At 40.5% G+C, this 13308-nt stretch carries 13 protein-coding genes; 7 read left to right on the top strand and 6 right to left on the bottom strand.

The window, feature by feature from the left end; translation table 11 throughout:
- Positions 1-90: 90 nt before the first annotated feature.
- Genes gatB through gatC form a run of 3 tightly spaced genes read right to left on the bottom strand, consistent with a single transcriptional unit; the run spans position 91 to position 3417 of the window.
- The gene (gatB, locus tag AS4_RS16265) at positions 91-1572 is read right to left on the bottom strand and encodes an Asp-tRNA(Asn)/Glu-tRNA(Gln) amidotransferase subunit GatB (protein ID WP_096734840.1); all 1482 of its coding nucleotides are present in this window, start codon (positions 1570-1572) and stop codon (positions 91-93) included.
- The gene (gene gatA / locus AS4_RS16260; RefSeq protein WP_096734839.1) at positions 1572-3050 is read right to left on the bottom strand and encodes an Asp-tRNA(Asn)/Glu-tRNA(Gln) amidotransferase subunit GatA; all 1479 of its coding nucleotides are present in this window, start codon (positions 3048-3050) and stop codon (positions 1572-1574) included. The genes gatB and gatA overlap by 1 nt, the downstream gene beginning before the upstream one ends.
- A gap of 52 nt (positions 3051-3102) precedes the next feature.
- Positions 3103-3417, bottom strand: a complete 315-nt coding sequence (gatC, locus tag AS4_RS16255; RefSeq protein ID WP_004717422.1) for an Asp-tRNA(Asn)/Glu-tRNA(Gln) amidotransferase subunit GatC — start codon at positions 3415-3417, stop codon at positions 3103-3105.
- 134 nt (positions 3418-3551) lie between these two features.
- Between gatC and AS4_RS16250 the strand changes: the two genes are divergently transcribed.
- The 6 genes from AS4_RS16250 to AS4_RS21820 all read left to right on the top strand — a co-directional run bounded on the left by AS4_RS16250 (position 3552) and on the right by AS4_RS21820 (position 8331).
- Complete coding sequence (locus tag AS4_RS16250; RefSeq protein WP_004717418.1) at positions 3552-4592, top strand: rod shape-determining protein; 1041 nt, start codon at positions 3552-3554, stop codon at positions 4590-4592.
- Positions 4593-4623: 31 nt separating this feature from the next.
- A complete protein-coding gene (mreC, locus tag AS4_RS16245; protein ID WP_004717416.1) occupies positions 4624-5481 on the top strand; it encodes a rod shape-determining protein MreC in 858 nt (285 codons plus the stop codon).
- Positions 5468-5965, top strand: a complete 498-nt coding sequence (mreD, locus tag AS4_RS16240) for a rod shape-determining protein MreD (RefSeq protein WP_004717415.1) — start codon at positions 5468-5470, stop codon at positions 5963-5965. Before mreC ends, mreD begins: the two co-directional genes overlap by 14 nt.
- Entirely contained in the window at positions 5953-6519 is a 567-nt protein-coding gene (locus AS4_RS16235) for a Maf family nucleotide pyrophosphatase (protein ID WP_096734838.1), read from the top strand. Before mreD ends, AS4_RS16235 begins: the two co-directional genes overlap by 13 nt.
- A 51-nt stretch (positions 6520-6570) precedes the next feature.
- A complete protein-coding gene (gene rng, locus AS4_RS16230) occupies positions 6571-8025 on the top strand; it encodes a ribonuclease G (RefSeq protein WP_004717413.1) in 1455 nt (484 codons plus the stop codon).
- Positions 8026-8157: 132 nt separating this feature from the next.
- Positions 8158-8331 carry a PA1571 family protein gene (locus AS4_RS21820; protein ID WP_004717412.1) on the top strand — a complete coding sequence of 58 codons (174 nt, stop codon included), beginning with the start codon at positions 8158-8160 and terminating at the stop codon, positions 8329-8331.
- Between the two features lie 85 nt (positions 8332-8416).
- Here the strand turns inward: AS4_RS21820 and AS4_RS16225 are convergent, their stop codons facing one another.
- Both AS4_RS16225 and AS4_RS16220 read right to left on the bottom strand, forming a co-directional pair.
- Complete coding sequence (locus AS4_RS16225) at positions 8417-9874, bottom strand: WS/DGAT/MGAT family O-acyltransferase (protein ID WP_096734837.1); 1458 nt, start codon at positions 9872-9874, stop codon at positions 8417-8419.
- Between the two features lie 405 nt (positions 9875-10279).
- Positions 10280-11014: a phosphoadenylyl-sulfate reductase gene (locus AS4_RS16220; RefSeq protein ID WP_004717410.1), complete on the bottom strand. Its 735-nt coding sequence runs from the start codon at positions 11012-11014 to the stop codon at positions 10280-10282.
- Positions 11015-11335: 321 nt separating this feature from the next.
- Here AS4_RS16220 and thrH point away from each other — a divergent pair, with 321 nt between their 5' ends.
- On the top strand, positions 11336-11953 hold the full coding sequence (gene thrH / locus AS4_RS16215) for a bifunctional phosphoserine phosphatase/homoserine phosphotransferase ThrH (RefSeq protein ID WP_096734836.1): 618 nt from the start codon (positions 11336-11338) through the stop codon (positions 11951-11953).
- Positions 11954-12016: 63 nt separating this feature from the next.
- On the opposite strand, the gene AS4_RS16210 is transcribed toward thrH, so the two are convergent.
- Positions 12017-13222: an MFS transporter gene (locus tag AS4_RS16210; RefSeq protein WP_197724420.1), complete on the bottom strand. Its 1206-nt coding sequence runs from the start codon at positions 13220-13222 to the stop codon at positions 12017-12019.
- Between the last annotated feature and the right edge of the window lie 86 nt (positions 13223-13308).

Below are 13308 nucleotides of genomic sequence, written 5' to 3'. Positions count from 1 at the left end.
ATTTTGCCAAATTTTAAAAACTCAACATATAAATCCTTTAAACAAAGAAAACCCGCTCTAAAACGGATTTTCTTTTAAAATAAAATCAGCTTAACCAATCAATTTCTTCATTAATTCATTGACTTGAGCAGGGTTGGCTTTACCACGAGAGGCTTTCATCACTTGACCGACTAAACCGTTGAATGCTTTCTCTTTACCAGACTTATACTCTTCAACCATCTTCTCATTGGCAGTAAGCACTTCTTTGATGATGGCTTCAATAGCACCTGTATCAGTTTCCTGTTTCAAGCCTTTTTCAGCAATGATCTCATCTGCAGTTTTGCCTTCTTCCCACATAAAGCCAAACACTTGCTTAGCAATCTTACCGCTAATCGTGTTGTCAACAATACGTGCGATCATCCCGCCAAGTTGTTCTGCTGAAACAGGAGAGTCTTGAAGTTCAAGGCTGGCTTTGTTTAAAGCACCAGAGAATTCACCCATCACCCAGTTTGCAGCAACTTTACCTTGAGCCGCACCGCCAGAAGCAGTAACAACCGCTTCATAGAAGTCAGCCAATTCACGCGATAGGGTCAGTACATGTGCATCATATTCAGTCACTGCAAAGTCAGCGATAAAACGCGCACGACGCGCTTTAGGTAACTCAGGAAGTGCAGCACGAGCAGCTTCAATTTGCTCATTTGCAATGATCACTGGAAGCAAGTCAGGGTCAGGGAAGTAACGGTAATCGTTGGCTTCTTCCTTAGAACGCATTGAACGTGTTTCCATTTTGTTCGGATCGAACAAACGGGTTTCTTGATCAATACGACCGCCATCTTCCAAGATGTCCATTTGACGTTGAATTTCAACATTGATGGCTTGTTCGATAAAACGGAATGAGTTGAGGTTTTTTAACTCACAACGGGTACCAAATGGTTGCCCCGGACGACGTAACGATACGTTACAGTCAGCACGGAATGAACCTTCAGCCATGTTACCGTCAGAAATCCCTAACCAACGCACCAAAGTGTGAATCGATTTGATATAAGCAACAGCTTCTTCAACTGAACGCATATCAGGTTCAGACACGATTTCAAGTAAAGGTGTGCCAGCACGGTTTAAGTCGATGCCAGACATGCCTTCGAATTGATCGTGAATCGATTTACCTGCATCTTCTTCCAAATGTGCACGAGTTACGCCTATACGCTTCACTGTGCCATCTTCAAGCTGGATGTCGATATGGCCTAGCCCGACGATAGGATTGTCCATCTGGCTGATCTGGTAGCCTTTTGGCGAGTCTGGGTAAAAGTAGTTCTTACGCGCAAACACAGAGGCTTGGTCAATATAGGCATCAATCCCCAAACCGAAACGAATCGCAAGATCAACCACTTCTTGGTTTAACACAGGTAGTACACCCGGCATTGCTAAATCAACAAGGCTGGCTTGAGTATTCGGGTCTTGACCAAATTCAGTTGATGAACCTGAAAAGATTTTAGACTGAGTTGCAAGCTGTGTGTGAATCTCAATACCAATAACGACTTCCCAACCGTCAATCAGCTTTGACACGGATGGTGCTAACTTTTGAGCTTCAGTCATTATGCATTCTCCTCAGCAATAGCCGCACGTTTAGTATGCCAATCTGTATTTTGTTGATATTGATGCACAATTGAAAGCAATTGTGATTCTGACCAATAGTTACCAATTAACTGCAAACCTACTGGGAGATTATTCGTATCAAAACCAACAGGTGCGTTAATGGCTGGTAAGCCGGCCAAGTTCACCGCAAGTGTATAGATATCGCCTAAATACATTTCGGTTGGACTCAAGTTCGCACCGATTTTGTATGCCGTCGTAGGTGCAGATGGTGCTGCAATCACATCGACATTTTCAAAAGCTTTTAAGAAATCTTGTTGGATTAAACGACGAACTTTTTGTGCTTTGACATAATAAGCATCGTAATAACCAGCAGAAAGCGCATAAGTACCAATCAAGATACGACGTTGTACTTCTGCACCAAACGCCTCTGAACGAGAGCGTTTATAGAGATCTAAAATATCCGTTGGGTTTTCACAACGGTAACCGTAGCGAACACCGTCATAACGTGACAAGTTAGACGACGCTTCCGCAGGCGCGATCAAATAATAAGTTGGTACATAGGCTTCAGTCATGTTGAGGTCAATCTCAACCAATGTCGCGCCCATGTCTTGTAATTTTTTCAAAGATTCTTCAACACGTGCCTTAACTTCTGCATCGAGGCCTTGAACATTGAAGTATTGTTTTGGAATACCAATACGTAAACCTTTCACTGCTGTTGCATTTAAGTTTGCAACATAGTCATCCACTTCCTTGTTGATTGAGGTTGAATCTTTGAGGTCATGTCCAGCAATGGTGTTCATCAAAAAGGCACAGTCTTCAGCAGAACGTGCCATTGGGCCACCTTGATCCAGTGATGATGCAAATGCAATCATCCCGAAACGAGAGACACGGCCATAGGTCGGTTTAAGACCGGTTAAGCCACAGAAAGAAGCAGGCTGGCGAATTGAACCACCTGTGTCGGTACCTGTTGCAAGCGGTGCAAGATCAGCCGCAACAACAGCCGCAGAACCACCAGAAGAGCCACCAGGAACATGTTCTAAGTTCCATGGGTTTTTAGTCGCGCCGTAGAATGAGCTCTCAGAGGTTGAACCCATTGCGAATTCATCCATGTTCACTTTACCTAATGTGACTAGGCCAGCTGCTTTGGCTTTCGCCACCACAGTTGCATCATAAGGTGAAACGAAATTGTCCAGCATTTTTGAACCCGCAGTGGTTTTAATCCCTTGGGTACAGAAAATATCTTTATGCGCCAGTGGAACACCAGTCAATACGCCAGCTGTTCCAGATTTTAGTAAGTTGTCAGCAGCATCAGCTTGAGCCAATGCTTGTTCGGGAGTGACCGTTACATACGATTTGACACGATCATCAATTTTCGCAATACGGTCCAAATAATGCTGAGTCAATTCACGAGATGAAAATTGGGCAGATTTTAAGCCTTCTGTCATTTCACGAATCGATAAACGGTGTAAATCAGTCATGAGTACAATTCTTTACGATTAATTTTTTAAAATAAGTTCATTTGATCAAATATTATTCAATCACTCTCGGAACGAGGTACAAACCATCCTGAGTTGCAGGAGCAATGGCTTGATATTCTTCACGATGGTTCGCTTCAGTCACGACATCTGGACGAAGTGGTTGCGGATTATCAAATGGGCTCTTAAGTGGCTCAACACCATCGGTATTGATCGCTTTTAAGGTCTCCATCATCCCTAAGATTTTATTTAAACTTTGAGCATATTCAGCAGATTGCGTATCATTCAGCGACAATCGAGCAAGATTGGCGATTTGCGATACAGTTTGTGCATTTAATTCTGCAGAATGCTGAACATCTGAACTTGACATGATGTCTCACCTAATCAGTTTTAAAAAAATTCAAAATATCGTGCGTTATAATAAGCGATTGACTTGTTCAAATCATCACATTTAGTTAAAGTTGCCATCTTGCGTCCATATAAAGTTTAAACTGAGAACGACCCGTGATTCTAAAACGACTAATTGGCTTGTTTTCGCCAGATCTAGCCATTGATTTAGGTACTGCAAATACACTTATTTATGCACCAGGAAGGGGCATTATATTAAACGAACCGACAGTTGTGGCGATTCGTCACAGTGGTTCGCAGAAAATTGTTGCAGCTGTGGGTTTAGATGCTAAGCAAATGCTTGGTCGTACCCCAGCCAATATTTCTGCAATCCGTCCGATGAAAGATGGTGTTATTGCAGATTTCGAAGTTACTGAAACCATGTTAAATCAATTTATTGGTAAAGTGCATGAAAAACGTTTATTTCCACCTGCACCTCGTGTAGTGGTATGTGTACCATGCAAATCAACATTGGTAGAACGCCGTGCGATTCGTGAAGCTGTGTTTAACGCAGGTGCACGTGATGTACGTTTGATTGAAGAGCCTATGGCTGCTGCGATTGGGGCGGGTATGCCTGTTGAGCAAGCGTGTGGTTCTATGGTCGTAGATGTGGGTGGTGGTACAACTGAAATTGCCATCATTTCCTTACAAGGTTGTGTGTACGCAGATTCTTTACGTATTGGCGGTGATGTTTTTGATGAACAAATTATTAACTATGTACGTAAAGCACATGGTTGTGTAATTGGTGAAACAACGGCTGAAACTATCAAAAAAGAAGTGGGTATGGCTGTTGCTGATGGCACAACTTTAGAAATTGAAGTTCGTGGTCGTAACCTTGCTGAAGGTGTACCGCGTGCCATTACGGTAACTTCAGATGAAATTACCCAAGCGATTTCTGATCCATTACAAAGTATTGTTTCTGCTGTGAAATCGGCACTTGAGCAAACTCCACCTGAGTTATCTTCAGATATCGCAGAGCGTGGTATTGTGTTGACAGGTGGTGGTGCATTACTGCGTAACCTAGATAAGTTGCTTGCTCAAGAAACAGGTTTACCTGTTGTTGTAGCAGAAGATCCTTTAACTTGTGTAACGCGTGGTGGCGGTAAAGTCTTAGAATTCTTTGACAATCCAAACCATGATATGCTTTTTGTAGGCTAAACTATACTCGATTAAGTTTAAGGATGAGGCGGTGCAACCGAATCTCTTTTCAAGACAACCGCCATCTTTTCGCTCGTTCATCATTGCGGTCATCACTTGTTTGGTAGTGCTGTTTTTTAACTGGCGCATGCCACAAGTGATTCAACCTGCAAGAGATGTCTTGTATGCGGCATATAATCCAATTTATGCCTTAGCAAGCTATCCTGTATTGTCGAAAGAATGGCTAAATCAACAAACTAAATCTGAGGCTCAGTTACGTCGTGAAAATACCGCGATGCAAGCTGAATTGCTTCAGGCTCAAGTACGTCTGCAAAAACTCTCTGAACTTTCTGCTGAAAATACCCGTTTACGTGGTTTGCTCGATACGCCATTGATTATCGATGGACGTATGGAAATTGCAGAAGTGATTGGAACTGATGCTGACCCATTGCGCCATATCATTATCATTAACCGTGGTGAAGCCAATCATTTAAAAGTCGGGCAAACCGTTTTAGATGATAAAGGAATCATGGGGCAAATCATCAACGTCTATCCACATAGTAGCCGCGTCATGTTGCTTTCCGATAAAGAACATTCTTTATCTGTACGTTTAGAAAGCTCAGGTATGCGCGCCATCGTGACGGGTACTGGTGATTTAGGACATTTGAAAATGGAATATGTTCCAACAAGTGCCAATATCAAAGTGGGTGATAAAGTTTATAGTTCAGGTTTGGGGCAACATTTCCCAGCAGGCTATTTGGTCGGTTCTGTATCTAAAGTTATGCGTCATAACACAGGTGAGTTTGCGCAAATTGATGTGGTTCCCGCTGCACAATTAGCAGGTGGTCATCATGTTGTGGTACTTTTCTCTGATTCTTTAGCGATGGAGCAGCCAAATGTTGATCGCTAAGAAATTACCTTCTGAAAAGCAACGTAAAGATCCATTATGGATCATTGTTGTCTCAATTATTATTGGTTCAATTCTAGTGGTTTATCCGATGTCCTATGCATTAGCAGGATGGCGGCCACTGTATATGTTTTTAATCATGCTATTTTGGGTGCTGTGTCAGCCTACATGGTGTGGAATTTGGTTTGCATTTACCATGGGGCTATTTACTGACTTATTGTTAGATGCACCTTTGGGGATGAATGCATTGAGCTATGTGCTGATTGCATTTTTAACTCGCTATTTTATTCGAGAAAGACGTGTACTGACATTTAGTAATCTTTGGATTATTAGTATGTTTGCAATTCTCGCGCATTTGGTCTTTACCTTTATGGCGCAAGTGATGGCTGGTACGCATTTTTCGATTACCCGTCATTGGCAAACATTGGTTTCGAGTATTTTTTGCTGGCCAGTTCTTTATTATTTATTAAGAAGATGGCGCATTTAATTCTGGCCTCAGGCTCGCCAAGGCGTAAAGAGCTGCTTTTACAAGTGGGCTTGGATTTTAGCATCCACAGCCCAGATATTGATGAATCTGTCTTGGAACACGAACAGATTGAGCAGTATGTCCAACGTTTGGCTGAAAGCAAAGCCAAAGTGGTATTGGCGTTGCATCCGCAAAGCACTGTTATTGCAGCAGATACAAGCTTGGTTTTTGCCAATCAAATTATTGGGAAACCAACATCTAAGCAGCATGCTTTTGAAATATGGACATTACTGTCAGGTCAAAAACATGAAGTATTGACAGGTGTTTGCGTTGCAAATGCACATCAATTATTGAGTGTCGTGGTTCGCACGGAAGTTGAGTTCCAACAATTCAGTCTGAATGATATGGAAGAATATTGGGCTACAGGCGAACCTTTGGGGAAAGCTGGCGCATATGCAATTCAAGGTATTGCGGCAAAGTATGTGACAGGTATAAATGGTAGTTATAGCAATGTGGTTGGGCTACCGTTGCATGAAACGATACAGTTACTTGATCGTATAGATCAGCGCAGTTGAGGCACTAAATTAACTGCTGAAAAGAATTTTTATAATGTTTTGAGTTTAGTTATGTCTGACGAGTTATTGATTAACGTCACACCTATGGAATGTCGTGTGGCGCTAATTCAAAATGGTACGGTCAACGAACTGTTTGTTGAACGAACTGTTAAACGCGGGTTAGTCGGGAATATTTATAAAGGAAAAGTTGTCCGTGTACTTCCAGGGATGCAAGCAGCCTTTGTCGATATCGGGTTATCTCGTACTGCATTCTTACACATCAATGATATGATTTGGCCGCGTAATCAACCTACGCCGAATGTCTTTGAGTTATTACAACCCGGTCAAATTCTGACGGTTCAAGTGATGAAAGACATGTTGGGCACCAAAGGTGCGCGACTGAGTACCGACCTTTCTATTCCATCTCGTTATCTTGTCTTGATGCCTTATGGCAGTCATATTGGTGTATCGCAACGGATTGAGTCTGAAGAAGAACGTGACCGTTTACGCTCAATGATTGAAAGAATTCAAAGCGAGCATAAGTTGCCGGGTTCAGTGATTGTACGTACAGCCGCTGAAGGAATTGAAGAGGCTTCAATTGCTCAAGATATGGCGTATTTAGCCAAGCTTTGGGAATTTATTCAGAAAAAACAAAAAATTATTGCAGTACCTTCGCTGATTTTTGAAGAACTTCCTTTACCACAACGTGTTATTCGCGACTTAGCCAATGATGATACGGCAACAATTTATGTAGATTCACGGGAAATACATGCCAAGTTGCAAGAGTTCGTTTGTGAATTTGTACCGAGTATGGAAAGCCGCTTGCAGCACTATCCTGGTGAGCGTCCACTTTTTGATTTGTACAATGTTGAAGAAGATATCCAAAAAGCATTACAAACCCGTGTAGCTTTGAAGTCAGGTGGTTATCTGATGATCGATCAGACTGAAGCGATGACCACAATTGATGTCAATACAGGTTCGTATGTTGGTGGGCGTACGCTAGAAGACACCGTATTTAAAACCAATATGGAAGCGACACAGGTGATTGCGCGCCAATTACGCTTACGTAATTTGGGTGGCATTATCATTATTGACTTCATTGATATGCAGGAAGCGGTACATCGTGAAGAGGTCATGAATCAGTTTGATAAAATGCTGGAACGTGACCATGCAAAAACCAAGATTACCCAAGTCTCTGAACTTGGCTTAGTTGAAATGACACGTAAACGTACGCGTGAATCATTGGAGCATTTGTTGTGTGAATCATGCCCGACCTGTCAAGGGCGCGGATTTGTGAAAACAGCAGAGACAGTATGTTACGAAATTTTTCGAGAAATCTTAAGATATACCCGTGCTTATGAGTCTAAGAGTGGCTTTACTGTTATCGGTCATCCATCGGTGATTGATCGCCTATTAACAGCGGAAGCCCCAGCTGTCGCGGATTTAGAGCATTTTATTAATCGAGTGATTAAATTCCAAGTCGAAAATTTATACACGCAAGAGCAATACGATATCATTTTGAGTTGAAATTGTAACAGGATGTCGTTAAACAGTTGTTACATCTGAAATTTTACTTTTTGAACTGATTTCACAATACTAGATTACAAAGGTAGCCAAAGACTTTCTCCCTTTCACAGTCTTAGCAAGTGAGGTCATAAAATGAGTGTAAGTGAACAATTAATCAGTCGTAGTATCAAGCATGTGTTGGAAAGCCAGCCTAAAAATACATGTGTTATGTTAGATGACAATGGTCAAGAAGTGAAAATCACCAAAGACATGGTTGTTAATGTCTGTCATCAACTGTTAAATAAGTGTCGTAATGTTAAAGATTAAGGGGCATATATTAGCCCCTTAATTTTTGAATCAATTTATGTTTTTATCTCTCAATCAACACTAAAATCAAATCAATTATAAAATCTTATACTGACTTTCGTGCTGCAACAGATTCCTTCGCTACATCTTGAGTATCCGATTTTGCCTTGGCTTTAGCGTTTGGCTTTTGATCGGCGAGTTCTAGTGCATTTTTCTCAGCAATGATTTGCTCAAACTTTTGGATTTCATTTTCCAAATGCGTGAGAAGATTCTGCAATTTAGGCAGAGATTTACGGCAACCGGTTAAACCTACCTCTAATTTATCTAAATAACTGGTCATGGTGATATTTAGTGCCTGACCATCCAAAACAATAGAAACAGGGTAGAGGGCATCTAATTTAGCGCCATTCCAATACAAAGGTTCACGTGGTCCAGGTACATTGGAAATGATCACGTTAAATGCCTGACGTTTTGGCATAAGTCCTGATGCAATATTCACGCCTGCTGCACCAAAAACGAAAGCACTATAATTTAAGATTTGATCAGAGCTCATACGTTTAAAACGATTTTTTGCATTTTGTACACTGCGTTTAATAATGTCTAAGCGCTCTAAAGGACTTTCTTTATGTGTACCTAAATTTGCCAAAATCATGGTGATACGGTTACTCATATCTGAGTCATCATCACGTAATGAGGCTGGAACCATTGCAATCAGTGGTTTTTTCGGTAAAGCTTCTTGTGTGATTAAATAATCACGTAACGCGCCTGCACAAACAGCAAGCACCACATCATTAATCGTTACACCAAGGGCTTTGGAAATATCTCTAAAACGATCAAGTTCAAAAGACTGAGCAGCGAAACGACGTGATGAACTTACCCGTTGATTAAATAAACTACTCGGCGCTTGAAAGCTTGAAACATAATCGGGGTTTTTCCCCATTTCTTTAAATACAGTTTGGAACAGCTCTTGAGTGACCTTAGGTGCTGCTTCAACTTGTCCTTTTAAGGCAGAGAATATTTTTTTAGCTTTATCCAGTTTAGTTTCTTTTAAACGTTTTGCCCGTTTACCTTCGACACACCAAGGCGGAATAATGGTTTTGGAGTCAGCATCTTTTGAAAATGATTTTTCTACCAGACGCATACCAGCCACACCATCAATCATGGCATGGTGGATTTTAAAATACATGGCAAAGCGATTGCCTTCAATCCCTTCAATAATATGACAGGTCCAAAGCGGTTTAGCTCGGTCAATCAACGAACTGTGTTCCTGTGAAATATAAACCAATAACTCACGGATACGTCCCGGATGAGGTAGTGCGATATGACGGAAATGATGATCGATATCAAACTCTTCGTCTTCATCCCAAAACATGCCACTTAAGCGGTTGTTAAAGGGTGGGACAGGAATAGATTTTGAATTACGAATATCTGCAACAAGATCTTGAATGAAGGTAGAAGGCGCATGTTCTGGTATTTCAAATAAGAATAACCCACCAACATGCATGGGTTGTTGACGTTTTTCTAAATTTAAAAAAATAAAATCAATAGGGTGTAATGGGCGCATAGTCTTGGATTGCCTCACTGCAATTTCTACAACAACTCATTTATGAGCTGGTGAATTGTTAGAATTATAGAACCGTGTAACTTGGGTCTGTTGATCATTCGTCCATGTTTACAACGATGTGATGTTAGAAAACATCAGGTACATCGTTACATTTTGTGTTGCCAACAATGCAGCGCTTTGTTGGCATTCTGGGTATAGCTAAAATTTCTCAGTTTGAGTGATGAAACCTGAAAATAGTCTCACTATTTTTTCATGCCTTTGCCTACTCAACTCTAGCCTATAACACAAGCTATAGATGAAATATCAACAAACCTTAGTATAAAACTTTTCTAAGCGTAAAATCCAAGCATTTCGATGAACGTTAAGTTAATAAAAATTCATGAGTTTTAATGAGTTTTCCTGATATTACTTTTTTAAATTGCCAGCGTGTAGGCCACATTCTTTATGTGTTGCTTCTTCCCACCACCAACGACCTTCGCGTTCATGTTGATTTGGCAATACTGGACGGGTACATGGTTCGCAGCCAATTGAGATAAAGCCTTTTTCATGTAATGGATTATAAGGAATCTCCATCATACGAATATAGTTCCATACATCCGCACTTGACCAATTGGCCAATGGGTTATATTTAATCAGTTGTTTGCCTTCACCAGAAAAACCGCTATCCGCTTGAATGACTGGAATTTCCGTACGTGTACCTGGACTTTGATCTTTGCGTTGCCCAGTAATCCAACCATCTAAAGTGGCTAATTTTTTACGTAGTGGCTGAACTTTTCGGATACCACAGCATTCTTTATGGTCATCTTGATAGAAGCTAAATAAACCTTTTTCATTGACCAACTGTTGAACGGCATCGGCTTCTGGAAAGCAAATCTCAATTTTAATCCCATAGTGCTTGCGTACGGTTTCAAGAAATTGGTAGGTTTCAGGGTGTAAACGACCTGTATCTAAACTAAAAACACGAAATGGTTTACCTAAATTGTGTGCCATATCGATAAGAACAACATCTTCTGCGCCAGAAAATGAAATTGCAATTTCACCTTGCTGAGAAAGCGCAAGTTCTAAAATTTCAGAAGGTGATTTGTCGGCATACTCAGTCGCAAGTGCGTCCACAAGATCTATGGTTGGAATGGCGGTCATATCTGCTCCTGGCAGTTAGCTTGAAGCTACAATTTTCGTAAACATGTTCAAAAGATATTTGAATTTAAGCATTTTGGCAAAAATTAGGTCAATTCAACTTATGTGAATTGCTGCTTTTGACGATCCAGATATTTTAAAGTAAATGAAATATGCTACTTAGCAGATTAATTAAAATACTTATGAATAAAACAGATTTGTAAATATCCACAAGCCTTATGCATAACCAAATGAAATGGGTTTGCTGTAAAAACTTTCAGCATTCTTTTTAAACTTTAGTGCTATGATAAGCCCAAAATTTTTAACTGACATTTGGGAGAACCCATGGAAATCGTATGTCTTGATCTTGAGGGTGTATTGGTACCAGAAATCTGGATCAATTTTGCTAAAAAAACAGGAATCAAAGAATTAGAAGCAACAACTCGTGATATTCCTGACTACGATGTGTTGATGACTCAACGTTTAAATATTCTTAAACAGCATGGTTTAGGCTTAAATGACATTCAAGCTGTGATTGCAGACATGGGGCCATTTCCGGGTGCAAAAGAGTTTGTAGAATGGTTACGTACCCATTTTCAGTTGATTATTCTTTCAGATACATTTTATGAGTTTGCACATCCGTTGATGCAACAGTTAGGTTGGCCAACCATTTTCTGTCATAAATTAGAAACTGATGAAAATGGTATGATCACTGCGTATAAATTGCGCCAACCTGATCAAAAACGTGAAGCTGTAAAAGCTTTACATGGTTTAAATTACCGTGTAATCGCAGCAGGCGATTCGTATAACGATACAACGATGTTGGGTGAAGCTGATCATGGTTTCTTATTTGACGCGCCTGAAAATGTGATTTGTGAATTTCCACAGTTCCCGCCAATTCATGGTTATGACGCGCTTAAAGAAGCAATTCGCAAAGCGTCTGTCCGTGATATTCCAGCTTAATCTAAGATTTAAATCCAAAGGCGCTCAATGCGCCTTTTGTTTTGCTTTGATTTTTAACACGCTTTAATGAATGTTCTGTTTATTTTTAAGCGCAAAAACAAACGCCAAGCTGGCTAATAAGATAATCATACAAATATAGACATCTGCAGTAAAAATTAAGCCCACTTTATTGACAAAGTATCCAGCAATAATCGCAGGTATACTAAAGGCCAAATAGCTTTCAACAAAAAATGCGGCCATTAAACCTGCACGCTGTTCAGGTAAAGCTAAGGGCATAACAGCACGAATTGCACCCATAAAACCTGTACCAAAGCCAATCCCTGTCACCACAGCACCAATAAACAATAAGATCGGTTGCACCAGATGAATGCCAAGCAAAATAACACTTGAGCCCGAGACAATCGTAATTGCAGCAGTGACTAAAATTTTAAATGTTGGCGCATTGCGCAGGGTTAAAATCCCAACAGCCCCTGAAACTGATAGAGTAATAAACATCATGCCATTCAGCCATGCCGATTGCACATGGAAAGCTTGAGCCAGCAATGAAGGCATTAACGAGAGGAAGAACCCACTCACCATCCATAACGAGATATTAATTGGACTTACGATCAAGAGTGCTTTTCGGGTTTGTACAGGAACAGTCAGTTGCGGTTTTAATGATGCCAAAGCACCCACACGTTTAGTTGCGGTTTCAGGGCTAAAAATTGCGATAAATGTGGTAGATACAAACAGAAAAATGAGTATTTCAAAAATAAGTGTTAATGGAACAGTCGAAAACTCTAAAACAATGCAGGTCATTAGCATACCCGCAGCCATACCAAGCATTGGAGAAATACTATTAATTAAAGAACCCTGTATTTTACTCAGATCAAGCAAAGCTGCTCCAAACGTAGATGCGGCTAAAGCCGTGGCAATACCTTGCAAACCTCGTGCGATAAACAGCATTTCGATATTGGATGCAAACAAGAAAAAGCCCATGGACAGAATTTCTAAAATCAAAGCCACAAAAATAACCGGCTTACGTCCAATATAATCAGACAATGATCCTGCCACCAATAAGGTTAATAGCAATGCAAACGCATAGGTGGCAAAAATAAGTGTTAATAAAACAGGAGAAAAATGGAAGTGTTGTTGATACAAACGATATAACGGTGTTGGTGCGCTTGAGGCTGCCAAAAAGGCCATCAGGGTAAAAGTATGTGTGTACAGTGCAGCATTATGGCTTAATTTATAGGAAGTCACTTGACGATTAAAATTAGAGTTGCGCATAATCAACATGTACATAAAAGCTATTAATTAGCTTTTATACCGTATTTTGGATTAAACACAAAGGTTTAGCTAAGATGATTTTTTGA

The sequence above is a fragment of the Acinetobacter guillouiae genome, assembly GCF_002370525.2.
Taxonomy (GTDB): domain Bacteria; phylum Pseudomonadota; class Gammaproteobacteria; order Pseudomonadales; family Moraxellaceae; genus Acinetobacter; species Acinetobacter guillouiae.
Note: the sequence above shows the minus strand (reverse complement) of the source record. Positions and strands in the feature narration are given on the sequence as shown.